A 25,713-nucleotide genomic window follows, 5' to 3' on the forward strand; every position below is an offset into this window, starting at 1 on the left:
TGGCTGACGGTGGCCACCTCTTCGTCGTCCGACTCCCACAAGACGTCGGTGTTGTCGGCATCGGAGGGCATCACCTCTGCGGAAAGCTGGGCGGTCTTGCCCTTTTGCAGGGTGAGGCTGTTTTTATTGAGGCTCACCCCGGTGACCTCCCCGCCCCCGTCGGAGCTGCTGCCCGAGTTGCCCACCGATGAGACATCGCCGTTTGTCTGGGTGCCGGTCCCCGAGCCAGAGCCCATGGACCGGAGATAGGAATCCACTGCGTCGGCGATGCCGCTGGCGATCTGTGCTTGGTACTCCTCGTCGATCAGCTTGCGGTACTCCCGTTCGTTGGAGAGGAAACCGGTCTCAATCAAAGTAGAGGCAAACTGGGGGTCGCGGGTAACATAGTAATACCCAAACTTGCCGCCCCGGTTGGTGGTGCCCAAGGCGCTGCTCACCGCGTTGGCAGCCTGGGAGGCCAGGTTTTTGGAGTAGGGGTTGAAGTAGTATGCCTCACTCCCCTTGGCATCGCTGGGGGCGGAGTTGCCGTGGATGCTCACCAGCACATGGGCGTTGTAGGAGCGGCCCTGCTCCACCCGGTTGGCCAAGGTGACCTTCTGGCTGGCGCTCTGGATCAGGTAAACCGAAGCACCGCGGGACCGGAGCTCATCCGCCACCAGCTCGCCGATGGCGGCATTGATCACCCTCTCTGGGTAGGCAGGCAGGAACCCGAGTGTCCCGGGGTCGGAGGTGTCATGCCCAGGGTCCACCACAATCCGCGCCCCGGAGAGTCCTCCGGGCGGGTTGTTAAATCGGAAGACCAGGTTGCCGTCGTCGTCATAATAGGCCTTGTAGCCGATGAACCGCCCGTTCTGCTTGAGGGGCAGCTGCAAGGTGGCGCCCGACCAGTTGGCCGCGCTGAACAAGGGGTTTTTGTTCAAATTCATCGACCCCGGCACCGAAGTGGTGTAGTTAAAGGCGATGTTGAAGCTGCTTCCCGTATAGGTAGCCCGGTAGGAGACCTTCTGCTGGGTGGCTAAAATCACCTTGGTGTAATTTCCATCGGCGGTGACGGTGATGCCGTTGATGCTGTTGTTCCCCACCCCTTCGCTCTCGGAGATGGCGGTGATATCCTTGGTGTACACCCGCACACCGGAAGCCAGCTTGTAGTAGGAGAAGGTGCGGTCGCCGTCCTTGTAGATGAGCTCATCTCCCACAGTGTAGTCGATGGTTCCCTGGGGCAAGGGGAAATAGCTGGGGTCGGAGTAGTCGTCGATGACCGAGGTGGGGAAGGTCTCCGCCTGGGTGGCGGTGACCCGCACCGGCTTGCCGTCGGCAATGACCGTCTTTTTGTTGACCTTGACCATGGCGCCTTGCTTGCTCTGGGTCGGCACCCCCTGCCACTCGCCGTAAACCACGATGTTGCCGATGGTCTGCACCGCATTGGTGGCTGCCGGGGCGGTATAGGTGCCTTCAAACCGGGCGTAGGAGGTGTCCTTCTCGGTGGAATCGTCCTCAGTTTGGACTTTGCTCATCCCGATAGTTTGACCACCCACCACCGCATAGACATTGGCGTCCTCATAGGCGATAGCCGAGATGGTGATTTTCATGTTGCCATCCACCGTCAAGGTGCCTTCCGGCTTGACCTCTTTGATGATGACCACCTTGCGGGTGATGTTATAAGTGATGGTCCGGCCCTTGTGGACGATGACAAATTTGTTTTCCCCTGGGGCTAAGTCCCGCTGGACAGTGAAGTAACCGTTTTGATCGGTGGAGATCCGCTCCCCATTGATGGTGACCTCCACATTGGGGTCGGAGGCACCCATAAAGGTGACCGTCTTCTCAAAGGTGCTGTAGGTGGTCTGGGCAGGCTTGGTTACTGCCAGCTCGGTCAGCACATGTTTCAGATTGATCTCCTTGCTGTAATACTCCTTGACTTTGGTGAAGCTCCCCTCCGGGTCCTCCAGCATCCGGCCCAGAGAGTTGTAGATACTCCCGTCAAAGCCGACCACATTGTCTGCGGCCACCAGCTGTTTGACCATCTGGTCGTACTGGCCCCAGCCGGGGTTGTCGGTGACAGCCTTGTCTGCTGCGTGAACCACGTAGAAGGGCAGGTCGTAGTCGGACAGCTGCTCCGCCCACCAGGAGACCACTGTGCCAAAAGGGGCGGCAGGGTCGGTTGTGGCGCCAAACGCCTTGACCGCTACAAAATCAACCAGGCCCTTTTGGGCGTAGGAGAGGTTGTCCGCATTGCCGGTGCCCAAGGCGGTGAAGCTGGCGCTGGTCTGGGAGCCATCGGGCTGGGCGGGCCGGTTTTCCCAAACCGCTTCGGTCAGCATGCCCACCTGGACCTGAGGTGCATTCTCCCGCACAGTGCGGGATGCCGCAGAAAACACCATCTCCGACAGGCCGCGCATGTAATTCTCATACCCTATGCCACCGCCGTGTTTCAAGTACTGGGTGTAACTGTCTTCCCCATAGGGGTTGTAGTAGTCGTCCAGCAAGAGGCCGTCCATCTGGTAGCCGGTCACCAGCCGCTTGATGGAATCCTCCAGCAGGTTGACCGTCTGGTTGTCCACCTCCTGGGCGGGGGCGAAACCGCTCTCCCCCGGAAGGGTCAAAACATCATACCGGACATAGGTGTAAAAGCCCATCTCCTTGGCTTTTTTCAGCAGGTAATCCAGGACGTCAAAATCCGTTTCCACCGCGGGGGCTGTGGTGCCAAAATAGATGGCCTTCCCCCCAGTGGTGAGGTTGACAATCACCGAGTTCATCGACAGATCCTTGGCGTTTTGCAGCGCTTTGTCAATGTCCCCCTGCACCTTGTCGGCGGAGAGGTCTCCGTCCGACAGGAAATCCACCCCGGCGGTGAGGTACACTGCCCGCATCTCGGAGGGGCGGTTGAAGTAGATGGGGGTTTCCTCAGACGGGCTGCCGCCCTCGGTGCGGTCGATGGGGGTCTCTTCCCCATTCCCCGGCGGGGTGAGCACCGTCCCCTCCGGCTGGGAGGAACTCCCCCCCTGGGATGGTGCGGTGACCGACGAAGAGCTCTCCTGCTTTTTGGAAAAACCCTCCGCCCACCGGGACAGCGCCCCGGTGCGGACGGCGGCGAACAAGCCGATGGCCGCCGTCAGCGCCAAGAGGACGCCCAAAAGCAGTTTGAGCATTTTTTTTGTGTCCTTGTAGAAATTTGCCACGGTTTTCCCTCTGCTTTCTGCGTCCTTAGTTTAACACATCCATTAGGTTGGAGAGCTCGGCCTCCACCTGGGCTTTCACCCCTGCTGCCGGCGCAAACACCGAATCGTAACGGTACAAAGCAAACCCTTTGTAATGGCCGTTCTTCCGGGCGCTGCCCACCATCCGGGCCAAGATGTTTTCCCCGTTGATCCATTCGTTTTTGCCTTCCCCGGCCCAAGTGTCCTCGGTGCCGATCTTGTAAGGGGCCAGGCCCACGTACAGATCCACCCCCGGGGCGGTGATCATCCCGTTAAACTTCTGTACGGTGGCGTCGTAGGGGTTGGTGCTGTTCTGGAACCCAAAGTACACCTGGGGGCAGATGTAGTCCACATACCCGCTGGTGGAAATCCACTTGGCCACATCGGAATACTGGACGTTGTAGTTGTTGCTCATATTGCCCTGGGGGCTGATGCCGAATTTGACCGAAGGGTTGATGGACTTGATCGCCGCGTAGGTCTGCCGCACCAGGATGTTGACGTTCTCCCGCCGCCAGTCGGCCAGGGAGAGGGTGCCGCCGGAATTCTGGTAAGCGGCGTAGGTGCCGCTGTCAAAGGAGGCGTCGGTGGTGGGGTAGAAATAATCGTCGAAGTGGATGCCGTCCACATTGTAGTTGGCCACGATCTCCTTCACCCCGTCCACGATCAGCTGGCGGGCCTCCTCGCTGCCGGGGTTGTAATAGATGCCCACCGCGGTTTTCACCACTGAATCGCTGCCGGCACTAAGCCATTTCTGAGCCTGGTTGTCGCTGGAAAGGGCCGCCGTGGTGCCGCTGTGGCGCACCCGGTAGGGGTTGATCCACGCCTCGATGGAAAGGCCGCGGGCGTGGGCCTCCTTGACCATGATCGCCAGGGGGTCGTAGCCTGGGTTGACCCCCTCGGTCCCGGTGATGGTGTGAGACCAGGGGAAATAATCCGAATCATAAAGGGCGTCCCCATAAGGGCGCACCTGGACAAAAACGGTGTTGAGGCCCATCTCTTTGATGTTGTCAAAGGCGCCCTGGATGTTGGCGGTGAACTGGGCCTGGGTCCTCCCCTTTAACAGGCTGTTGAAGTCTAAGTAAGAGATCCAGATGGCCCGCACCTCCCCGGAGACCGCCGTGCTCTGGTAATTATTTTGGGGAGGTTCTTTCTCCGGCTCGCTGGAGGAGACCGCCAGAGAACTGACCGTGCTGGAAGAGCTTTCCACCACAGAAGGCGCGGAAGAGGCTGGTCCGGAGGAACTCTCTGCCGGCTGGCTGGAACTGGACACCTCTGGCTGGGAGGAGCTCGCCGCCAAAGAGGAAGGCGACAAGGGCAGATCCTCATTGGCGCTGGGGCTTTCCGGCTCATAATCGACCTCGGGCTCTTCGCTGGGGGAATTCTCCCGCAGCTCCAGCACCCCGGAGGAGGTGACCATCTCTGGCTCCTTGGGTTTTTGGCCGCATCCGGCCAGCGATACCAGTATGGCGCAGGACAACAGCGCCGCTATCATTCGTTTGCCCATCCACAAAACCGCCGTTTCTCCGCACCCAAAATCAGCGCCTGGGCGGGCCTGGTGCGGCAGGACCATCGGTTGGCGCTGGTGGTTTAAATCCAATCTTCCAAGCCCTCATCCGCAGGGCGGCTGGGGCAGCATAGGCTCCTTGGTTTTCCCATTTTATGCCGCAAAAAAGCTCCCAAAGACCTGGGACATTCAATTTGCGATGCAAAAGGGAGGGTTTCCCATTAAAATTTATCCAAACTGCACAATGGAAACTAGATCAATTTTACACTGATTTGGAAATCGGGTCAATAGCTTAGTGGGGAATTCTGCCGCATTTTGTTGCAAGAGATTTCCCCTTCCCCTTGACAAATTCTGTATTTTCTCTACTATAAAATTAGCGGCGTTTGTACCGCCTTACTGTTGCCGGCCACAGCGCCTGCAAGTTCCCTGTTCTCCCGGCAAGCTGGCAAAACCGCTCCCCCTGCCGGGATGCCTAAGGAGGATATGCGATGGGCTTTTGGGTATTTATGACCTCGATGGAACTCCTTCTCCCCCTCATCATGGTGGGGCTTGGGAACTATTTTCTCAAAGGCGGCCCCAGGCAGGTCAACAGCATGTTTGGCTACCGGACCGCCCGGTCAATGAAAAACGAGGACACTTGGAAATTCGCCCACCGGCACTGCGGCCGGATCTGGCGGCGTTGGGGGATCACCTTGGCCTTCTTTTCCCTGGCGGTGATGCTCTCCACCCTGGACAAAGGGGTCCCCGCCGTGGGCAGGACCGGCGCCATCCTCTCGCTGATGCAGTGCGTCATGTTGGTGGCGTCCATCTTCCCCACCGAATGGGCCCTGCGGCGCACTTTTGACGAAGACGGCCGGCGAAGATAAAATAATCCGGCGCCGGGGCATCTCCCCTGCGCCTTCTTTGAATCAAGGAGGAAACTGCCATGTTTTTTGTGGGTCTTGCCGGAATCGATGGCAAGGTGGATTACTGCGGCATCGCCAAGGGCTGTTCCTGCCCGGGCTGCGGCGGCCAATCCCCCTTCCACGTCAGCAAACAATACAATTGCTTCCACCTGTTCTTCCTGCCGCTGAAGAAGTTTCACATCCACTATGCGGCAGTTTGCCCCCAGTGCGCTTCGATCTATGAACTGGGCCCGGAGAAGGGTGCCCAGGCGGAGGCGGAAGGGGTGGTCACCATCTCCCGGATGGATTTGGCCCCCATCCGCCGGTGAAGGAGGAAATCGTATGCTGAAAAAATACCGCTCCACTGCCCTTGCTGTTTCTGTTATCACCGCCATGGCCTGCCTGAAATACGCCCTCTTCCAGGGCGGGGAGCTGCGCCCTGTCTCCCTGGATCCCCAGAGGGCGGCCGTCAAACAAGACGCCGGGGCGGAGTTGGTGTACGCGGACGATTCCTTCCAGCTGTATTTCTTCCCCACTGAAAACGGTCCCGCCCCGCTGGCCTATGTCAAACGCCTGGGCGTCTGGGTCCAGGATTACCCCGGCAACCGGGGCGTCTCCCCCGCCTGCACGGTGAATGGAACCGTCTATTATTTCGGCTTGCCCGAGAGCCTAGAAGGTGCCGGCCTAGCAGTGCTGGTATCGCCGGATGGCCGGTGGATGGACGGCCTGCCCCTCTCGGTGGAGGGGGAAACCCGGTTCCTCTTCCGTCTCCCCGCCGGTGAGGATGCCTGTTACCGGTTTGCCCCGGTGGTGGGGAATGCCCCTCTTCCCCAGGAGGAGGACCCCTTTGCCGTTGGCACCATCCTGGTAGAGGCCCAAAAGGATGGGGCCTTTGCCCACTCCTTGGAGCTCCCCCTTTCAGAACTTTCCCAGGCGCACCCAGAACTGGAATCGCTCTTGCGGCAGGCCTATGCCTCCGCGGACCGGGAAAGCCCAGTGGAAAACGGCCGGACCTATCCCGGCTCTGTCTTAGAGATGGATTTCTGCAACCTCCATCTGACCGCCAAACTGGGGGACTATCTGAAAATCGAGGAGGGATCCCTGCCCCTCACCTTCACCCATTCAGTTTACCTCAACTTTGAATTAGAGGGGTACCACAAGGCTACCATGTCCCTTTCAGAAACCGATTTGCGGAATAAAACGATCGAGGAATCATTGAGATCTAAGCCAGAAGTATACCCTTTCTCCCTTTCGCCTGGGCTCACCGCCCAAGCCCGTACCATCCTGGAGGAATACCCCGCCCGGCAAGAATCTGGAAGTGATCCCTCTCCCACATCATAAGAAACAGCAAACCCCGGGAAGGCGCTTCCCGGGGTTTTTGATTGATTTGAACCGGTTTTTAACCGCCGAAGGAATCCGACCGGGGAATCCGCACCGTCTTCATGGGGACGGGGTTTTCCAGGGGCTTTTCCCGGCCCAGCTTGAGGAGCAGCGCCGACAGAATCGGGGCGATCAAACTGGCCCCCAGCACCAGCAGCCACTGGTTCAGAGTCAGAGGGATCGTCTGGAAGATGGCCCGCATCCAGGTGTTTTCCGACGCCAGGAAGGCGATCCCTCCGGAGACCATCACCGCGCCGATCAGCTTCTTGTTGTTGAAAAAGGGGACGCCGAACAGGCTGTGGGTCTCTGACTTGCATTCAAACACATGGAAAAGCTGGGCGACAATCAAGGTCATCAGGGCGCCGGTGCGGGCGGCTTCCACCCCGCCGTACAGCCGGTAAAAGGCCACAAACATAGAGAGGGTGGTCAGGCCGATGAGCATCCCCCGGAAGACGATGGTGCCCAATAGGCCGCCGGAGAAGATAGATTCCTCCGAGCTGCGGGGGGAGAGCTCCATCACGTCGTCCTGTGCTGGATCCATGCCCAAGGCCATGGCGGGCAGGCCGTCGGTGACCAGGTTGACCAGCAGGATTTGGATGGGGGTCAAAACCACCGGCATGCCCATGAGCATCCCCACAAACATGGTGACCACCTCGCCGATGTTGCAGGACAAAAGGTACCGGATAAACTTGCGGATGTTTTGATAGATCACCCGGCCCTCTTCAATGGCAGCCACCAGGGTGGCGAAGTTGTTGTCCAACAGGATGATGGAGGACGCCTCCTTGGTGACATCGGTGCCGCCTCCCATGGCCACCCCGATGTTGGCCTCCTTGATGGCGGGGGCGTCGTTGACCCCATCGCCGGTCATGGCCACAATATCCCCCCGCTTTTTCAGGGCGCGGACGATCCGCAGTTTGTGGCCAGGGTTCACCCGGGAGAAAACCGAGACCTTGGCCACCACTCGGTCAAGGGCCTCGTCGCTCATCTCATCCAGCTCTTTGCCGGTGAGGGTCAAATCCCCCTCCCGAAGGATGCCCAAATCCTTGGCGATGGCACAGGCGGTGAGGATGTGGTCCCCGGTGATCATCACCGGCCGGATTTTGGCCCGGCGGCACTTCTCCACCGCGGCTTTTGCCTCAGGGCGGGGCGGATCGATCATCCCGGCCAAGCCCACAAAGATCAGGTCCTCCTCCAAGTTGCCCTGGATGGAAGAGGCATCCCGGTAAGCAAATCCCAACACCCGCAGTGCGGTTTCTGCCATCCGGTTGTTCTCTTTGAGGATGCGGGAGCGCACCCCCTCGTTTAAGGGGTGGACCCCCCGCTCATCCTGGTAGCGGGTACAGCGGCCTAGGAGGATGTCCGGCGCACCTTTGGTAAATACCCGGTGCCGGCTGCCCATGCCGCCCACCACCGTCATCATCTTGCGGTCGGAATCAAAGGGGATTTCCCGCTCCCGGAACCAGCGCAGTTCCTGGGGAATAACCCCTGCCTTGGCCGCCAATACCTGGATGGCCGCCTCGGTGGGTTCCCCAGTGGTCTGCCACCGCTCCTTCAGGCCGAAGCCCCCCTTCTCCCGGGAAGCGGTGGCGTTGTTGCAGAAGGCGGCAATTTCCAAAAGGCTCATCAGCCCTTGGTGAGAGACGGCCTCAAACTTCTTGCCGTCCTCAAAAAAAGCGCTGTCGGCGTAGTTCTCACCAGCTACCGTCAACCGCCGGTCTGGGGTGACCACCTCCCGGACGGTCATTTTGTTTTCGGTGAGGGTGCCGGTCTTGTCGGAGCAGATCACATTGGCACAGCCCAGCGTCTCCACCGCATGGAGCTTGCGCACCAAGGCGTTGCGCTTCAGTATCCGCCGCACTGCCAAGGCCAACGAGATGGTGACGATGGCGGGCAGACCCTCCGGCACCGCGGCCACCGCCAGGGAGATCCCGGTGATAATCATATCAAAGAGGTTTTCTCCCCGCAGGATGCCGGCCACCGACACTGCCGCGCAGATGCCCACGCAGCCGATGGCCACAATTTTGCCCAGCTGGTCCAATTTCAGCTGCAAAGGCGTGGGGTCCTCCTCGATGTCGTCCAGCATGCCGGCGATCTTGCCCATTTCACTCTCCATGCCGGTGGCCGCCGCAATGGCCTTACCCCGGCCTTTGGTGATCACCGTACCCATGTAGACTGCCTCCAGTTTGCCGGGTCCGAAGTCGGTCTCCAAGGTCTTGGCCGGGTGTTTTTCCACCGGTTCCGATTCCCCGCTGAGCAGCGATTCATCGGCGTACAGGTTGGTGGAGGAGAGGATGAGAGCATCCGCCGGAACCCGGTCCCCGGCCTTGAGAAGGAATACATCCCCCACCACCATCTGGGAGGCGGGGACCGAGACCACTTCCCCATCCCGGACCACCTGGGCAGCGGGGGCAGCCATCTCCTTGAGGGCTTCCAGGGTTTTTTCGGTGCGGTATTCCTGTACAAACCCCAATACTGCATTTAAAAGAACAATGGCAATAATGGTGATGGCCTCGGTGATCTCCCCCATCATCACCGACAGCACGGTGGAGATCAGCAGGATGATCACCATTAAATCCCGGAACTGCCCCAAGAATATCTTGAGGGGCCCGCTCTTCTTTTTGGCGGACAGGGTGTTTTCCCCATATTCCAGCAGCCGTTTCTGCGCCTCTTTGGAGGTGAGGCCCTCCTGTTCCAACAGTTTTTGCGGCATCCTAACACTTCCTTTATCCAAAACTTTGTTTAGCAATAGGTATGAAGGAAGTGGACAAATTATACCTGCTTGTCTTTTTCGGGGATGCTTTTTTAGGAGGGAGGAGTCAATCGTTTCAGGGAAGGTGCCAGAAATCCCAAGATAAGGAAATGATCTCACCCAAGAGCAGGGGAATCTTTAAGGGGGCACAGTCAGCTAACGCTGACCGTACTGACTTCAACTGTGCCTCGTGTAGTTCGGCCCCTCTTAAACGTGGTTTTTGTCAATCTTTTTTATAATAAAAAAGATTGCGCGAACGTGGGGGGCGTACCCCCACACACCAATTCCAAGATGGAATCTTGTTGGGGTGCTAGGCGCCCTACAAGGAGAGGCTGGGGGATTCCCCGGTTTGGGCATAAAAAAGGCCGGAATTTCTTCCGGCAGCAGGGGTTTTTATCATCGGGTGCCAAAGGTCTCTTCCATTCTCCCCCAGTCGTATGGAAGCAGCCAGGCGGAGAACTGGCGATAGAGGGGCAGCAGGGATTCCCGCTTCTCGGCGGCGATGTCCAGCCCCCGGTCGTCATAAAGATGGTAGAGGATGTTTTCTCGGGTGTTGAGAAAATAAACCGATGAAGCCAGCGGGGCAAATCCCCCCAGGTCGGCAGCGATAATCTCCCCCAGCAGCACTTCCCACTGGATTGGCTGACAGACCAGATCCCAGCAGTAGGTGACTTTTTGAACGGCCTCCTCCCCCTGGAGAATCTGGAACACCTCCTCCTGGGGCGCCGGTGCTCCGGCCCGGCGGCGAAATGCCCGGAGCTGGCGCGCAGCCTGCCCCTCTTGGGGATAGGTGTCCCACACCAGGCGGTCAAAACGCCCCGGCAGCGCCTCAAATAAGGTTTTGGCCCGCAGAAGTGCCCCGGCTGCATAAACAGACGACAGGCGGCCCCCATCATAGGGGCCGAGGGCCGGATCCCCAATTTCAAATCGCAGGGCGACAGGGCACTGGTAAAAGATGGGCGGGGAAAGTCCCTCAAGCCCTACTGCACGGATACACCGGTTGACGTCGTGCATGGCATGTCCCTCCTTTTAGGGCTGCTGGGCCTCCCCTTCCCGGGGATTCCCCCTTCCGGCTCTGGCCATCAGGCGGTTGTGGGCCCAGATTCCCAGCAGGCTGATGCCGCCGATGACCAAGAAAATCAGGACGGTCATCTCCCAGTTGCCCTCCATCATAGTAGAGCCCGCCCAGGTGGAGGAAAACACCGTTGGAACGCGGGCAAAGGTGGCGATCGCCAAAAACTTAAAGGGGGAGATTGGGGTCAGCCCCGCTACATAGGTCAGCACGTCTTTGGGTGTGCCTGGCAGGAAAAAGAGGATAAAGGTCAGCCGTTCCAGCTTTTTGGCGTTGTGCAAAAAGGAATAGCTGGCCAACTTCTCCTCGGGGATAAAGGCGGTGATCAGCGGGCGGCCAAAGGCCCGGACCGCATAGAAGATGGCCACCGATCCCAGGAGGATGCCCAGTTCACAGGTGAGGAATCCCCCCACCGCCCCATACAGCATGCCGGAGACAATCTCCACCGGCTCGCCGGGGATGAATGCGACGATGATCTGCATCATCTGGATGCCCAAGAGAACAAACCAGCCCCAAAAGCCCAGGGAATCAATCCACAGCTGGAATTGCTGCTGGCCGTTGGGCTGGGAGAGCATCCGCATCAGCGGCAGGACTTGTATCGTGATAATTGCCATCAGCACCAAAGCTGCCGCAATACAGGCGATTTTAATGGTTGCAATTTTGGGGTTGGCAGGGGCTGGTTTCTGTTCCATAGTAGGGGCACCTCATGCTTTAAAACATTTGTATTGTGGGGCAGATTGCCTTCTGTTGGCAGGATCTTCCCGTCCTATTTACTATACCAGGCAGTTGTGGCTAAATTGTGACGGCAACCGTACGGATATCTTTCGTTTCACCCTTTTCATTTCTCCGGATTTCGTGTAAAATAAGGGAGAACCATCAACTTGGAAGGAAGGGGTGAACAGATTGCAGAACAACGCCTTTACCGCTGGGATTGACCCAGGCGGACTGACCAATGACTATGAAATCAAAATTCTGGTATGCTACATCTTGGAAAAGATCAAACGGCACATGACCTTCTCTGAGATCAATTATATCCTGCAGAGCGAGGGCTTGGCAAATTATTTTGAATACGCCGAGGCCATCAGCGAACTCCTCTCCTCCGGCCATATTGTAGACATTTCCCAAGGGGAGGGGGAACAGCGGTTCCGCCTCAGCGACTTGGGGGTGAAAACCGCCCGCACCTTTGAAAAGAACATCCCCCTTTCGGTGCGGGAAAAATCCATGCGCGCCGCGGAGGAATACTACCTGCGCCAGCGGATTGAAAAGGAAAACCAGGTCAAGATTGAAAAGGTCTCCGACGGGTACCGGCTCTCCCTGTGCATTTCCGACATCGGAAGCGACCTGCTGAATCTCTCCCTCTTTGTGCCCACCGAAAAAGAATGCGAACAGATCAAAAAGCGGTTCTTGTGCGACCCCACCATCTTTTACCGGGGGATCATCGCCTTGGTCACCGGGGATGAGCACACCGTCCACACCATATTGCAGGAGACGTTGGAAGAATAGCCGGCCTCTCCCGCCGACGTAAAAAAGGTTCCTCTTGAAGTGCGGCGCTTCAATGGGGATCTTTTTTTCTCGCCCTCACCATAAAAAATGCGACAATGGAGGATTTTCTACCCATGGCAAACCAACACGACATCCTAGGCAGCAAAAACCCGGTCCGCACGGTATTCCTTCTCTCCTGGCCCGCCATCTTAGAACAGATCCTGTTCACCGCTGTCCAATATGTGGACACTGCCATGGTGGGCTCCCTGGGGGCCAATGCCACCGCTGCGGTGGGGATCAACACCTCGTCCATCTGGCTGATCGGCGGCCTGCTCAATGCGGTGAGCACCGGTTTCGCCGTCCAGGTGGCCCAGTACACTGGCGCCCAGGACATGGATTCTGCCCGCAAGGTGGTGCGCCAGGCAGTCCGATTCTGCGCCTTTCTCGGCATCCTTTTAATGGGGGCCACCATGCTCATTGCCCCCCTGATCCCCCGGCTGATGGGCGGCGCGCCAGAAATCCTAGGGGATGCCGGGCTCTACCTGCGGATCTTCTGCATGGCCCTCCCCTTCCAGCTGTTCGGCATGGTGTTCTCCGCCATCCTCCGCTGCACCGGGGATATGAAGACCCCCATGGTCCTCAACGCCCTGTCCAACCTGGTCAACATCCTCTTCAACACCCTGTTCATCTTCCCCACCCGCACCGTCGCCCTTTTTGGGCGCACCTTCACCATTTGGGGCGCGGGCATAGGGGTGGCCGGTGCAGCGGTGGGATCGGTCATCGCTGCCATCTTTGTGGGGGTGCTGATGGTCCTAACCCTACTGCACCGCAAAGGCCCCCTGCAGATCCGCCTGCGGGACTGCCGCCAAGACGACCCTTTTATCCTGCGGCGGATGGCTGGCATAGGCATCCCCGTCTTTTTGGAGCGGGGCATCATCACCATGGGGCAGCTGATCTTCACCCGGGTGGTCACCGGCTTGGGGACAGTGGCGTTGGCTGCCCATACCTTGGCCAACACCGCGGAATCCCTCTCTTACCTGCCCAGCGGCGGGTTCTCCTATGCAGCGACCACTTTGGTCGGGCAGTCGGTGGGGGCAAAAAATGCCTCCCGGGCCCGACAGTACGGTAAAATCGCAACCTTTATGGGGATGGGTATGCTCACTTTGACCGGCCTTCTCCTCTTCTTCTTCCCCGACAAGCTGGTGGGGATTTTTTCCGCCGATGCCGCAGTTATCGCCCTGGGCGCCCTCTGCCTAAAAATCGAGTCCCTGGCACAGCCCCTCTCCGCCGCCGGAACCATTGTGGCCGGGGCGCTTCGGGGATCCGGCGACTCCAAATGGCCGTTCTATATCGGCTTTTTAGGGATGTGGGCCGTGCGTATCCCCCTGGCCTTCCTCCTCACCTATGTCTTTGACATGGGCCTTCCAGGCATTTGGATAGCCATGTGTGTCGACATCAACGTGCGGGGCATCATCAGCCTGCACCGGTTCTTCCGCTCCGATTGGGCGGAGCGGGCCGCAGCATAATAATACAATATGAAAAGACCGCGGCCTGGGTTTGTTCCAAGCCGCGGCTTTTTGTTTAAATTTCGGGGGAATCCTGCGTCCCCGCAGATTTTTTTGCCCGCTTGGCTTCGATGGCACGGCGGGTCCGGCGGGGTTTGGGGTCCTGGATGACCACATATTTTCTCCCCTTGAGCACTAGCACCAGCAGCACCAGGTTGAGGAGGACATCCAGGAAGGTGCCACAGACCATGGTCTCTGCTGCGCTCACCGAAACGGGGATCACTGAGAGGACGACGATATTCCACAGGGTCAGCAGGGTATCCAATCCCAGGACGAAAGCCAGCTTCTGGCGGGTGATGTATTTGGCGAAATACCAGACGGTCACCCCCAGTTCCCCTGCGGCCATAGCTATCGTTGGCAGATAGACCGCATAAGGGAGCGCCACCACCCCATCCAACGCTAGAAAGGCAGCGGCGCCCAAACGGACGGCCGACCGGATAATCAGATAATAAATGACAACTTTTTTCTTCAAATGTGTTCCTCCGCTTTTACGGGCGGCCAGAGTTGCCGCAGTGCCGGAATCTGCCGCCCTATCCGCAGGTTTCCAGCTTTCTATCCGCTTAAAATGATTCTCTTCCAGCTTCCACAGCCTCGTTTAAACGTTTCCCCGCTTCCCGCTGGAAGGGGCCCTTCTCCGGCGGAAGCCCCGCCTGCACTCTGCGGCTCAGTGCCCTCTGAGGGCCCGGCCGGGGTTCTCCCCTAAGCTTTTCTAAAGAACTGCGCCGCCACTGGGTAGCGGGAAGGGGTTCGCCCTGACAGCGATTCTTCGAATGCCACAGTTCGCCACCTGTGGCAATTGACAGGGGATTTCTTCCCAATAATCGCTTCGCGATTATTGTAGCACAACTTCCCCCTCCATGCAAACAAAAGGAAGCAGGCGGGGGGTTCCCCGCCTGCTGTGAACGTTGAATCACTGGACAAACTCGGTTTTCTCAATTGCCTGTTTCATACAGTCGTAGTAAAAGAGGCACAGCCCCGACCCCATTTTGGCGTAGAGGCGGCTCCCTTCCCGACCGCAGAGCTTGGCAAACACCCGGCCCACGGCACAGGCGTCCAGGCCCGGCGCACGGGAGGTGAGCATGTACAGGGAGATAGCCGCCGCGTCGTTGATCTCCCCATAGACCACCGGTTTTTCCTTGATCACATCGTAAAATACGCTGACCGCCGTGTCCGCCAGGATGGAATTGGGGGTGAGCTCGTCAATGGCCCGCCCCGCCACAAAGGAAAACAGGATGCGCCGCTGGGCCAGCACCAAAGGGGATTCGCTGCGGTCATACCCCAGGTTGAGAACCTCGTCGCTGCCGAACAGCTCGGTGGCCAGGGTCCGCCCCAGCTGCCGGGCCCGCTCAATGTTGCCGTTCTCCCGCTCCCGAAGGTATTCCTCCGCAACGGCGGTATCCCCGGCATCCTCTTCCAGCATCGGCTCCTGGCCCGCTATTTTGATGTCGCTGTCATCCTCTTCGGCCTCCCAATACAGGAAGCGTTTGCTATCCTCTTTCATTTTGTCTCATTCCTTTCCTTGCGGCACGGCCTTTGAAGCGTCAGGAATTGGCCAGTGCCTCTTCCAGCGCGTAGGTCAGCTGATCCGGGCAGGATGTCCGCTTGTTGCCGCAGGTCACCCCGCGCAGCAGGTGGATCACATCTTCGGCTTTCTGCCCCTGCACCAATTTGCCGATGCCGATCAGATTGCCGGGACAGCCGTTGATAAAGTCTACCCGTTCAATAATGCCTTGTTCATTCAAATCAACAATAATCTCTTTGGAACACACCCCGTGCGGGCGATAGTGATAGGTCATGTAGTCGTACTCTCCCAATCGGTTATTTTGTGGATTTCTTTTTCCGCTGGAAAATCTGGCCCAAAGCCTCTTCCCCGGTGATGGCCGAGGCGATGGGATTGGGCTGCGGGTGGTAATACCCGTGGAAATCGCTCCCCCCAGTGGTGATCAGCCCATACTTTCTGGCACAGGCGGCAATCCGCTCAAAATCCTCCGGCGATGTGCCGGGGTAATAGAGCTCCACCCCGTCCAGGAGGTTCTTCGCCCCCAGTTCGTCCAACAGATCAAAGGAATCGTAGCTGGCCGGATGGGCCAAAACAGCGAGGCCCCCGGCGTCTTTGACGGTGGCGGCAACCTTCTCTACGTCAGGATATTCAAAAGGGACGCGGCAGGTTCCCCCTTTGCCGAATAGCTCCTGGAACAGGTCGCCGTAAATGCGGTCGGTATAGCCCAAATCCATCAGGGCGTGCAGAATATGGGCTTTGTACACCGCTTTGCTCCCGGAGGAGTACCGCCCCACATGGTCTTGTGCCACAGGGTAATAGCGCATCACCTTTTGGATCATCTCCATGCCGGCCCGGTTGCGCGCCTCGGTCGTCCGGGAACAGATCCCTTCCAATCGGTCCGGCTTCTCCGGCTGGTAGCACAGCAGGTGAACCTTCCGGCCCCGGGACGGGTCAAAACAGGAAAATTCCACACCGGGAATAATTCCAATCCCCATCCGGTTGCCAACGATGGCCGCGCGGGTACAGCCCGCCATGGTATCGTGGTCGGTAATCGCTAGAAAATCTAAGCCTGCCCGTTTGGCGTAGAACACCACGTCGTCGATGTTCATCGACCCGTCGGACAGTCTTGTGTGACAGTGTAAGTCTCCAATCATTTCTGCACCTCCTTTGAACAGATCATTGATGCCACCCCATCCTGTCTTGACAGCGGGAGGGCGGCCTCTTGGACTTTACGCCCAAGGCCGGATGGTTTCCCCACCCCGGTCTCAGGGCCGGCCGGCGCCGCTGGATTGCGGCGGCAATGCCGTGCAAAGTACCCAAAAATTATACCATTGTCTGGCCCATTTGTCCACAGGGGGACAGGGTGTGGACCGGCAACTATTGTTTTATTATACAACACTTTTTCCCCTTTGTTCAATGGTTTTTTGTGGTTCGCCCAGCTTCTATCCATAAATTGGAATATTTTCTAATCAGTGGCCAAGGGCCTGCCTGTCTCCTTTCCTTTTTTCCCTAACGTAGGGCAGCACGGGTGGAAATCCTCTACATTCCCGGCCCAGTTTGTGCTATAATAATCCCAGAGCAATTATTCGTGAAAAAACTCTTCCCGCCGCAAGGCGGAGCCCGGCTTTTTCCAGTTTGTGCAAATGCCACGCCAGGAAAGATTGCAAGGTAATTCTTGGCGCGGATTTTTGTGTTGCCAGAATCGCAGGCAACGCGGATGCGGCCCCCCAGACAGAGGTGTTCCCGGAGGCTGCAAGGAAAAACTTGGACCCCGGCGGGCCCACCCTAGAAAGGGATTCATTTGTTTGACCGAATACAGCAAGGAGGCTATCGGCGTGCATTATCAAATTGACCTTGGCCCTTGGGGCGGAATTTTCGCTGTCCCCACCTGTGTGGTGGACAAGCACCTAAAACTTGCCAGTGGCCTCGCCCTCAAGGTGCTGCTCCTGCTGCTGCGCACCCAGATCCCCCTTTCCGCGGAAGAGATCGCCACCCGCCTGGGACAGTCCCAGGGGGATGTGCGGGACGCCCTCGCCTACTGGGAGCAGGCCGGACTTCTCAGCCCGCAGGAAGCGCCGCCTCTGGAGGGGCAGTTGGCCCCAACTCCAGTTCCCTTGGCATCCTCCCAGACAGCGACTCCGGCAGAGCCCTCCCAGGAAGGCCGCAGCCAGGAGGAGCGGCAAAAGGTCATCCGGGTGGGCTCGAAACAAAAACTGGACCGGCGGGAGGTGTTGTCCATTATCAAGCGGGACGAGCGCCTCTCCGGCCTGATCGACGAGGTACAGCAGATCATGGGCAAGCCTTTGACCTCCGCGGAGATGGAAACCATCGCCTCCCTATATTCTTATTATGGTTTGGCCGCGGATTTTATTCTCATGGTCATCCAGTATTGCTGCTCCATTGGCCGGGCCAACATGCGGTATGTGGAAAAAACCGCCGCCTCCTGGGTGGATCTGGGCATCGATACCCACGAAAAGGCGGAGCAGCACATCCTTAAACTGACCGACCTGCACAGCAAGGAAAACCAGGTCCGATCCGCCTTTGGCATCGGAGAGCGGTCGCTGATCCCCAAGGAGGAGAAATTTATCAACACCTGGTTCAATGACTACGGGTTTGACATCGCCATGATCCGTCTGGCCTATGAGCGGACAGTGGAGAAGATCGGCAAGCTCTCCTTCCCCTATATTGACAGCATATTGTCAAGCTGGTATAAAAAAGGCATCAAGACTCCGCGGCAGGCATCAGAGGAATCACGGCCCCAGCAGGCCCCTGCCGATTCCCCTAAGCACGCCCCCAGCCGGTCCACGTCCTATGACCTGGACCAGATTGAAAAGATGATCTACAGCGACTATTTGAGCAAATAACCGGAGGTGTTTGTGTGGCATACCCCAAAGAATTGATGGACAAAGCCCTGTCCATCCTCTCCCAGCGGCGGGCAGACGCAAGGCGCGCCGCCTCCGCCCACCGGGAGGAAATCGCCCAGAAGCTGCCCCAGGTCATCGCCATTGAGCAGGAGCTGGCCCGCACCAGCGTCCAGGTCTCCCGGGCGATTCTATCCGGGGAGAACCTGGAGAAAAAACTGGCTGCCCTGCGGGATGGGAACCTGGCCCTCCAAGCCAAACGGGCAGACCTTCTGGTGGAGAACGGCTACCCTGCCAACTATCTGGAGGTCAATTACCAGTGCGCCCAATGCGGCGACACCGGCTTCTGTGACAACCACATGTGCGACTGCCTGCGCAGCCTTTTAAAACAGCTGGCCTATGCCCGCATGGGGGAGGTTTCAGACATCGGCAACTGCAAGTTTGAAAACTTCTCCCTGGACTACTACCCCGCCCCTGGCCCCCGCAAGGTGATGGGGGAAATCCTCTCCCTGTGCCGGGAGTACGCCGCTGGGTTCTCCTTAAAATCGGAGAGTCTCCTTATGATGGGGGGCACCGGCTTGGGGAAAACCCACCTCTCCCTGGCCATCGCCCGGGCGGTAATCGACCAAGGGTTCGATGTCTTTTACATCCCGGTGCAGAACCTGATGTCCCAGCTGGAACATGAAAAATTCTCCCGCTCTGGGGATGAGAAGGATAGCCTCTCCTTTGTGCTGGAAGCCGACCTTCTCATCTTGGACGACCTGGGGGCGGAATTCCCCACCCAGTTCACCAGCGCCACCATTTACAACATCATCAATTCCCGGATGATCGAGGGGCGGCCCACCATCATCAACTCCAATCTGGATATGAAAACCATCGAAGCCCGCTACTCGGAGCGGACGGTTTCCCGGCTGATTGGCGGATATAAAATCCTGCCCTTTGCCGGCACCGACATCCGGGTGCTGAAAAAACAACAAAGCCGATAATGAAGGAGGTTTCACCCCATGACCACAGAATACCTGCTCTCCAAAGTAGACCACACCCTGCTCAAGCCAGAGGCGACCTTTGAGCAGATCAAAACCCTCTGCGACGAGGCCGTCGCCTACAAGACCGCTTCGGTCTGCATCAACCCAGGCCATGTAAAAGCCGCCGCCCAGTACCTGGCCGGCCGTATCCCGGTTTGCACCGTGGTCGGCTTCCCCTTGGGGGCCACCACCACCGCAGCCAAGGTTTTTGAGGCCAAGGAAGCCATCGAAAACGGCGCGTCGGAGATCGACATGGTCATCAACATCGGCGCCCTGAAAGCGGGGGACACCGACCTGGTCCTCTCGGACATCAAGGCGGTGAAGGAGGCCTGCGGCAGCCACATCCTCAAGGTCATTATCGAGACCTGCCTGCTCACCGACGACGAGAAGCGCAAGATGTGCCAGATTGTGGAGGCTTCCGGAGCCGACTTTATCAAGACCTCCACCGGGTTTTCCACCGGCGGGGCCACCTTTGAAGATGTCAAGCTGTTCCAGGAGTGCCTAGGCGGCCGTGTGAAGATCAAAGCCGCCGGCGGTATCCGCTCGGTGGAGGATATGGAAAAATTCCTCTCCCTGGGGGCGGACCGGCTGGGCACCAGTTCGGCCATCAAGATCCTAAACGCCGCCCGGCAGTAGGCGTCCCATCCGATGGGATGTTTTTGCCAGCTCCCCCCCAAAAGGACAAAAGCGCGGACAGAAAATCTGTCCGCGCTTTTTGCACAAAAATAGATTTAGGGAAACAAAACGCCAAAATTACCCAGCAATTTTCTCAGCCCAGCAAAATTCCCCCTTGACTGTTCCCTTGGGGCATCCCTTACAATCAAACCCAGGAGGTGTATCCCATGAAAATCAATGAAATCTGCCAAAAAACCGGGCTCACCAAAAAAGCGGTGGCCTATTACCAGGAAAAGGGGTTGATCTCCCCGGCATCCCAGGAAAACGGGTACCGGGAATTCACCCAGGAGGAGGCCGGACGCCTTGGAACCATTGCCTTTTTGCGCCGTTTGGGCCTGCCGGTGCAGGAGATCGCCCTATTGCTGGCCTCCCCCGGGGATGCCGGTGCAACCAAGTTGGTACAAGCGCGACAAGAGGACCGGCTCGCCCTCCAGAAAAAACAGCTGGAGCTGCTGAACCGGTATTTGGATGGGGAATCCCCCGAAGCCCTGGAGCGGCAGCTGGAATTCCTGGAACAGAAGCAGACCATCCGGCAGAAGCTGCTGGGGGCCTTCCCTGGGTACTATGGCCGGTATATCAGCATTCACTTTGGAAGATTCCTCCAATCCCCCATCGAGACCCCGGAACAGCGGGACGCCTATGAACAGATCCTCACCTTCTTGGATGGGGTGGAGTTCCCTCCCCTCACCCCTGGCTGCCAAGCCCTGCTAGAGCAGGCGGAAACCCAGGCCGGCGACCGGGAACTGGCCGCCCAACCCCAGCGGATGGAGGAGACTATGGCCGATTTTGATGCCTTTTGGGAGGAAAACCAAAAACCGGTGCTGGAATACCTCCAATGGAAGCAAAGCGAGGAATTCCAACAGTCTGCCATGGGGGAGTGGATGGCCCTCTTCCGGGAATTTGGCAAATCCAGTGGGTATTACGACGTCTTTCTGCCACAGATGCGTCGGCTCAGCCCAGCCTATGAAGCCTACAGCCGCCGGTTGGAGGAAGCCAATCAAAAACTTCTGGAGAAGCTCCCCCCCGACTTGGCCAAAACCCTGCTGGAGGAATAGCCGCTTTCTTCCACCCCAAAACATATCCGCTCATTGGGCAGCACAAAACCCCCGGGGATGACTCCCCGGGGGCAGTTTTGTTTATAAGGGGATTTCCACCGCCAAGGCCCGGCCCAGCAGATCCCTCCGGTCGTAGCGGAACAACAGGGTCCTCGGCTGAGGATGGGCAAAACGCTCTACATGGACCTGTTTGAGGATCTCCTTCGGATCCATCCCCTCATATCCTGGCAGGTACTGCGCCACCCGCTGAGGGGTGAAAAAGGCGATCAGCTCCTCCCTTCGGGGCTGCACAAGGTCCGGTTTGGCCCAATCCGGCAATTTGCGGGGCCGCTCGTGGTAGAGGTTGTCCAGCCGGGTGCGCTGGATGAGCTGGCCGTCCAGCTGGTGGCCTCCCTCTTCATAAAATTCCTTGAGGATGGTGTAGTACTCTTCCCGCCCATGGGCAGCTAGGTGATACCCCTTTTGATGGTAGAATTCCCCCAGTTGGAGGAAGAACTGGAAGGGGGAATCAAAGTCCTCCATCAGCTGTTCCAGCACATGGGAGAACCGGCCGGAGTTGAGGTACAGTTCCACCATCTCCTCCACCTCCTTTAATTTTAAGGCGTCGGCAAAGGGAAGCCAAGGGGTCTCCAGGATCTCATAGGGGGCTTTCGACCGGTAGACAAGGCCGTATTTTTTCCGGTCCCGGTGGAGCCCGGAGCCCTTAAGCACCTTCAAAAACCCCAATTGCAGCTGCTGGGGCGCCAGGAAATACACGTCGTTAAAGGAGCGCTCAAAGGATTCCAGGCCTTCGTAGGGGAGGCCGGCGATCAAATCCAAATGCTGGTGGATATTGCCTGGAGCGTTGATCCGCCGGATGATGGAAAAAAGCTCTGGCAGATCCGTCCTGCGGTCGATGGCCGCAATAGTCTTAGGGTTGGTGGACTGGATGCCGATTTCAAATTGGAAGAGGCCCTTTCGCACCGTGGACAGGAAGTCCAGCATCTCCTCGTCCAGCAGGTCGGCGGAGAGCTCAAAGTGGAAGTTGGTCACCCCGTTGTCGTGGGCGGCCAGATAGGTCCAGATGGCCATAGCGTGGCTTTTTTTACAGTTGAAGGTGCGGTCCACGAACTTGACCTGCTTCACCTTCGCATCCAAAAACCGCTGAAGGTCCCCTAACACCAGATCCACCCGGCGGAAGCGGACCTTTTTATCCAGGGAGGAGAGACAGTACTGGCAGTTGAACGGGCAGCCCCGGCTGCTTTCGTAATAGAGGATCTTCCCGCTGGACAGTTCCTCCTCCCCATAGGGGAAAGGGAGCAGATCCATGTCAAACAGCGGGGGCAGAGGGGTGGATTTTACCCCGTTTTTATCTGTAAAGGTAAATCCCTTTACATTTGAAAAATCGGCATTCTGAGACCATTTAGAGACCAAATCAGCAAAGGAAGCCTCCCCTTCCCCCATCAGCACCCCATCCAAAAAGGGATGGGCTTCCAACAGTTCTTTGGCGTCAAAAGAGACCTCCGGCCCGCCCAGCACGATGGTGGTAGAGGGGGAAACCTTCTTGAAATTCTCCGCGATCTCCAGCACCAGGTCCACGTTCCACAAGTAGGTGGAAAAGCACAGGAGATCCGGTTTTTGGCGGAACAGCTCCTCCAAAATCAGCTCTGGGCGGTGGTTGATGGTAAATTCGGCGATTTGAGTCTTCTGCTGGTTCACTTGGTTGGAATACCCCGCCAGGTACCGCACCGACAAACTTGTGTGAATATATTTGGCGTTGATCGCCACCAAAAGGCAGTTCATATCCACCCTCCCATTTTTGTTTGCGGGCAATCTTCCCAGCCCACATTCTCGAACTATTGTACTATTGTAACATAAAAACCAGCGGATTTCCACTCTCCCCTCGTTGCCATCCCCCTCATTCTGCGGTATAATAGCCACAGCAAAGCTGTGGCATTCGAAGAATTGCTTGCAGGGCGAGGCCCTTTGCGGCAACAGCCGCACCGCAATTCTTGCCGTTTGTGCAGACATTGAGGTACAATAGCCACAGGCAAAGCTGTGGCATTCGAAGAATTGCTTGCAGGGCGAAGCCCTTTGCGGCAACAGCCGCATCGCAATTCTTGCCGTTTGTGCAGACTTTGTGGTATAATGAACCACAGAAAAAGTCGAACGGAGGCCGCCCTATGGACATTCGCCGCAAAAACAAAAAACACCAGCAGCTTTCCATTTTGCTGATGCTGGCCATTGTCGCCGTGGCAGCCGGATGCCTGGCGCTGTTTTTGAGAAGCCCTTCTTCTCCAGAGGCGGCTGTCACCGCCCAGCCAGTTACCGACCCCCAGGCCCTCGACCCCAACCAGGTGGAGATGCAAGATCCGGACTCCTTCTCCCCCAACCAGGAGGGGGAATTCGTCTACACCCTCAACGCCACCCCCTACTTTGCCGCTGGGGACAAGGCGGGGAACCTCCTTCTCCTCAACCACGGCTCCAACGAATACGACATGCAGGTGGATATTGTGCTACCTGGCGAGACGGTGTACCAATCCGGGGTGATCCCAGCAGGGTGCCAGGTGAGCGAGGGGCTATTGAACCGGCCTCTCCCCAAGGGGAAATACCCAGCCACCGCTTTGTTGCACATCCTCGACCCCATGGACGGCGAAATCCTGGGGGAACTGGAACAGCCGGTAACCCTTTACATCGCTACAAATGGATAAAAAAAGCATCCTCCGGGGCATTTCCCGAAGGATGCTTTTTCTGTGCGCGCTTCTAATCGACCACCACATACTGGGTGCTGGCAGTCTCTTTGGTGGCGTATTCGCTGACCTCCAGCACCTTTACCTTGAGGGGCTTGGAGCCCAGGTTGATCTCCAGCACATCCCCGACCTTGACATCATAGGAGGCGCGGGCAGGTTTGCCATTGACCGAGATCCGGCCGGCGTCGCAGGCCTCGTTGGCAATGGTGCGCCGCTTGATCAGCCGGGTCACCTTCAAATATTTATCCAAACGCATATTGTTCCTTCTTTCTATTGGAGATAGGGAATGGTGCCTAAAAGGGCGCCCTCCCCGTTGCGGACCAGCAGGTTTCCCTGGCCGTCCAGCTGGATATCCGGGCTGTAGGGGTAGTTTTTGGAAACATAAGGCGTCCGGATATCGGTGGGGATGTCCCGGATCACCTGGCCGGAAAGGTCATACACCACCAATGAGACCGGGACGGTCTCCTCCGGGAAGTCGTAGCCTGCCTCCCGGCAGAGGGCCAGTGCCAATTGGTGTTTGGCATCCCCTATGCAGGCGATTGCCCACCGGGCCTTGCCGCTTTGATCTGACGGGATGGGGATGTTCTTCTCAATGGGTTGTGCGGTGGCGGCATCATACAGGGACAGAGATTCCAGGTTGTTGACAAAAACCCGCTCCTCCCCGGCAAAAAAGGCAGAAGAAGCTCCCAGAGAGGGTGCCAGATACTCCACTGTTCCCTTTGCGCTGTCATAGAGGGCGTAATTGCCCCACATGGCATCTCCCATGCCGCCCGTTGAGGGGAGATATACCGCCCTTGCACCGCTGGGGGAAGAGCAGACCGGGCCGATCCCTTGCAGGTCAGCGGGGGTGTAAGAGTATTCCACCTGGGCGGTTTGGGCTTCGAAGTCAAAGGCCATGGCCATCCGAAGCTCCCCGGCTTCCAGGCGGAGACGGGGGACGGAAAGTTCCGCCGCATAGCCGGTGATCCATTCTTTACCCCCCTCATAAGCCCCCAAGCTGGGGTCGATGGCCGAGCCATCAAAGAAGAAGCCCAACGTCTTTTCCCCGGGCCTCTCCAAAAGGGCGAGAGCTTCCCCTCCCACCTCCCCCCGGCAGAGGCGAAGATGGCACTCCTCCCCTTCCCAGCGGAAGAAGGTTCCAAAGTTTTCCCGCAATTCTTTGGTGGAGGGATCCCACAGGGCTCTATCCTCCAAAAGCCAGGCCGGCTCCTCCATGGAGATATACTGCATCTGCCCTAGGGGGAGGTATTGGCAGTCGTTTGTCCGGGTCATCCGTTCATATGGGCCAAACAGGGCGCTTTGGGAGCTCTCCGGCTTGGGGATGTGGGTTCTGCCTGTCTCTTTGCCGGAAAGATCCAGGTGGATCAGGGTGTTGGAGTTGGCATCCACCGTCAGCACCAGGTACCCTCCCTGGGGATCATAGGCGGCATCCACCACGGAGCCCTCCTCCGGCGGGATGGAGTACAGCATCTGGGGCTCTTCCTCCAGATGGCTGATGGAGATCAGCTTCACTTGGAAGGCATCTGCCAGCAACAGCTTATCCTCCCCCGCCGGCAGAAAGCCACAGATGGAAATACGCAAATTCTCCCCTGGATCATCGGGGATATCCCCTGGCTTGTAAATCCCGGAGGCAACGAGGGTCGCTTTTTCCCCTTCGGCATTTTGAATGGTCACTGGGCAACGGTATTCCCTTTGGTTTACAAACTCCCCCCGGCCGGCCTGGGCTGTGATGCCAAAGGCGGAAAGGGCTTCCCAATCGCTGCCAGTGGGAAAGGCTGAAGCGATGTTCTCATCCAGCGCTGTCTCCAAAGGGGTGCGGGGCCCCTCGGACGCAGAACCGGCACTTTCCACCTCAGAAGAAGAGGATGGCGCAGGGCCGCTTCGATCCTGGCACCCCGCCAGCAGCAACGCAGCCAGCAAAAGGGCCAACAGCCGGTATTTCATACAGATTTCCTCCTTGTACTGGGTCTTGTTAAGACCAGCATAACAAAAAATCGGGAATGCGTCAACGCACTCCCGATTTTACAGGGTTTTCTC

At 57.9% G+C, this 25,713-nt stretch carries 22 protein-coding genes; 10 read left to right on the top strand and 12 right to left on the bottom strand.

The window, feature by feature from the left end; all coding sequences use genetic code 11:
* Both RDQ42_RS07765 and RDQ42_RS07770 read right to left on the bottom strand, forming a co-directional pair.
* A partial coding sequence (locus RDQ42_RS07765) for an N-acetylmuramoyl-L-alanine amidase (RefSeq protein WP_308588521.1) occupies window positions 1-3,146 on the bottom strand: 3,146 nt, incomplete at its 3' end.
* 55 nt (window positions 3,147-3,201) lie between these two features.
* Window positions 3,202-4,698, bottom strand: a complete 1,497-nt coding sequence (locus RDQ42_RS07770) for a family 10 glycosylhydrolase (protein ID WP_231358350.1) — start codon at window positions 4,696-4,698, stop codon at window positions 3,202-3,204.
* A 488-nt stretch (window positions 4,699-5,186) separates the two neighbouring features.
* Here RDQ42_RS07770 and RDQ42_RS07775 point away from each other — a divergent pair, with 488 nt between their 5' ends.
* The 3 genes from RDQ42_RS07775 to RDQ42_RS07785 are packed head-to-tail and all read left to right on the top strand — an operon-like array spanning window position 5,187 to window position 6,923.
* Window positions 5,187-5,564, top strand: coding sequence for an SdpI family protein (locus tag RDQ42_RS07775; protein ID WP_054332385.1), 378 nt, complete (start codon window positions 5,187-5,189; stop codon window positions 5,562-5,564).
* 59 nt (window positions 5,565-5,623) lie between these two features.
* Window positions 5,624-5,911 carry a zinc-ribbon domain-containing protein gene (locus tag RDQ42_RS07780; protein WP_071428358.1) on the top strand — a complete coding sequence of 96 codons (288 nt, stop codon included), beginning with the start codon at window positions 5,624-5,626 and terminating at the stop codon, window positions 5,909-5,911.
* 13 nt (window positions 5,912-5,924) lie between these two features.
* The gene (locus RDQ42_RS07785; protein WP_231358348.1) at window positions 5,925-6,923 is read left to right on the top strand and encodes a hypothetical protein; all 999 of its coding nucleotides are present in this window, start codon (window positions 5,925-5,927) and stop codon (window positions 6,921-6,923) included.
* Window positions 6,924-6,981: 58 nt separating this feature from the next.
* Here the strand turns inward: RDQ42_RS07785 and RDQ42_RS07790 are convergent, their stop codons facing one another.
* The 3 genes from RDQ42_RS07790 to RDQ42_RS07800 all read right to left on the bottom strand — a co-directional run bounded on the left by RDQ42_RS07790 (window position 6,982) and on the right by RDQ42_RS07800 (window position 11,475).
* The gene (locus RDQ42_RS07790) at window positions 6,982-9,672 is read right to left on the bottom strand and encodes a cation-translocating P-type ATPase (protein ID WP_308588522.1); all 2,691 of its coding nucleotides are present in this window, start codon (window positions 9,670-9,672) and stop codon (window positions 6,982-6,984) included.
* A gap of 435 nt (window positions 9,673-10,107) precedes the next feature.
* On the bottom strand, window positions 10,108-10,725 hold the full coding sequence (locus RDQ42_RS07795; RefSeq protein WP_308588523.1) for a DUF3885 domain-containing protein: 618 nt from the start codon (window positions 10,723-10,725) through the stop codon (window positions 10,108-10,110).
* A gap of 15 nt (window positions 10,726-10,740) precedes the next feature.
* The gene (locus tag RDQ42_RS07800; RefSeq protein WP_308588524.1) at window positions 10,741-11,475 is read right to left on the bottom strand and encodes a VTT domain-containing protein; all 735 of its coding nucleotides are present in this window, start codon (window positions 11,473-11,475) and stop codon (window positions 10,741-10,743) included.
* 202 nt (window positions 11,476-11,677) lie between these two features.
* Between RDQ42_RS07800 and RDQ42_RS07805 the strand changes: the two genes are divergently transcribed.
* Together RDQ42_RS07805 and RDQ42_RS07810 are read left to right on the top strand one after the other, a co-directional pair.
* Window positions 11,678-12,286 (top strand): DUF4364 family protein, encoded by a 609-nt coding sequence (locus RDQ42_RS07805; RefSeq protein ID WP_143117242.1) that lies wholly within the window; start codon window positions 11,678-11,680, stop codon window positions 12,284-12,286.
* Window positions 12,287-12,399: 113 nt separating this feature from the next.
* The gene (locus RDQ42_RS07810; RefSeq protein WP_231358344.1) at window positions 12,400-13,791 is read left to right on the top strand and encodes an MATE family efflux transporter; all 1,392 of its coding nucleotides are present in this window, start codon (window positions 12,400-12,402) and stop codon (window positions 13,789-13,791) included.
* A 55-nt stretch (window positions 13,792-13,846) separates the two neighbouring features.
* On the opposite strand, the gene RDQ42_RS07815 is transcribed toward RDQ42_RS07810, so the two are convergent.
* The 4 genes from RDQ42_RS07815 to RDQ42_RS07830 all read right to left on the bottom strand — a co-directional run bounded on the left by RDQ42_RS07815 (window position 13,847) and on the right by RDQ42_RS07830 (window position 16,485).
* Complete coding sequence (locus tag RDQ42_RS07815; RefSeq protein WP_054332376.1) at window positions 13,847-14,302, bottom strand: hypothetical protein; 456 nt, start codon at window positions 14,300-14,302, stop codon at window positions 13,847-13,849.
* Window positions 14,303-14,740: 438 nt separating this feature from the next.
* On the bottom strand, window positions 14,741-15,331 hold the full coding sequence (locus RDQ42_RS07820) for a hypothetical protein (RefSeq protein ID WP_054332375.1): 591 nt from the start codon (window positions 15,329-15,331) through the stop codon (window positions 14,741-14,743).
* 40 nt (window positions 15,332-15,371) lie between these two features.
* Window positions 15,372-15,626, bottom strand: coding sequence for a TIGR03905 family TSCPD domain-containing protein (locus tag RDQ42_RS07825; RefSeq protein WP_054332374.1), 255 nt, complete (start codon window positions 15,624-15,626; stop codon window positions 15,372-15,374).
* Window positions 15,627-15,648: 22 nt separating this feature from the next.
* Window positions 15,649-16,485, bottom strand: a complete 837-nt coding sequence (locus tag RDQ42_RS07830; protein ID WP_054332373.1) for a PHP domain-containing protein — start codon at window positions 16,483-16,485, stop codon at window positions 15,649-15,651.
* 681 nt (window positions 16,486-17,166) lie between these two features.
* On the opposite strand from RDQ42_RS07830, the gene RDQ42_RS07835 reads away from it, so the two are divergent.
* The 4 genes from RDQ42_RS07835 to RDQ42_RS07850 all read left to right on the top strand — a co-directional run bounded on the left by RDQ42_RS07835 (window position 17,167) and on the right by RDQ42_RS07850 (window position 20,947).
* Window positions 17,167-18,195, top strand: a complete 1,029-nt coding sequence (locus RDQ42_RS07835) for a DnaD domain protein (RefSeq protein ID WP_308588526.1) — start codon at window positions 17,167-17,169, stop codon at window positions 18,193-18,195.
* Between the two features lie 14 nt (window positions 18,196-18,209).
* Complete coding sequence (locus tag RDQ42_RS07840) at window positions 18,210-19,178, top strand: ATP-binding protein (protein ID WP_071428350.1); 969 nt, start codon at window positions 18,210-18,212, stop codon at window positions 19,176-19,178.
* A gap of 18 nt (window positions 19,179-19,196) precedes the next feature.
* A complete protein-coding gene (deoC, locus tag RDQ42_RS07845) occupies window positions 19,197-19,853 on the top strand; it encodes a deoxyribose-phosphate aldolase (RefSeq protein WP_231358343.1) in 657 nt (218 codons plus the stop codon).
* Between the two features lie 206 nt (window positions 19,854-20,059).
* Complete coding sequence (locus tag RDQ42_RS07850) at window positions 20,060-20,947, top strand: MerR family transcriptional regulator (protein ID WP_054332368.1); 888 nt, start codon at window positions 20,060-20,062, stop codon at window positions 20,945-20,947.
* A gap of 81 nt (window positions 20,948-21,028) precedes the next feature.
* Here RDQ42_RS07850 and RDQ42_RS07855 read toward each other — a convergent pair whose 3' ends face one another.
* Entirely contained in the window at window positions 21,029-22,729 is a 1,701-nt protein-coding gene (locus RDQ42_RS07855) for a B12-binding domain-containing radical SAM protein (protein WP_071428349.1), read from the bottom strand.
* Window positions 22,730-23,109: 380 nt separating this feature from the next.
* Here RDQ42_RS07855 and RDQ42_RS07860 point away from each other — a divergent pair, with 380 nt between their 5' ends.
* A complete protein-coding gene (locus RDQ42_RS07860) occupies window positions 23,110-23,637 on the top strand; it encodes a hypothetical protein (RefSeq protein ID WP_071428348.1) in 528 nt (175 codons plus the stop codon).
* A 52-nt stretch (window positions 23,638-23,689) separates the two neighbouring features.
* On the opposite strand, the gene RDQ42_RS07865 is transcribed toward RDQ42_RS07860, so the two are convergent.
* On the bottom strand, window positions 23,690-23,932 hold the full coding sequence (locus RDQ42_RS07865; RefSeq protein ID WP_054332318.1) for an RNA-binding S4 domain-containing protein: 243 nt from the start codon (window positions 23,930-23,932) through the stop codon (window positions 23,690-23,692).
* Between the two features lie 14 nt (window positions 23,933-23,946).
* Window positions 23,947-25,620, bottom strand: coding sequence for a hypothetical protein (locus RDQ42_RS07870; RefSeq protein WP_231358342.1), 1,674 nt, complete (start codon window positions 25,618-25,620; stop codon window positions 23,947-23,949).
* Between the last annotated feature and the right edge of the window lie 93 nt (window positions 25,621-25,713).

The organism is uncultured Merdimmobilis sp. (assembly GCF_902471145.1).
In the GTDB taxonomy this organism is placed as follows: Bacteria; Bacillota; Clostridia; order Oscillospirales; family Ruminococcaceae; genus Merdimmobilis; species Merdimmobilis hominis.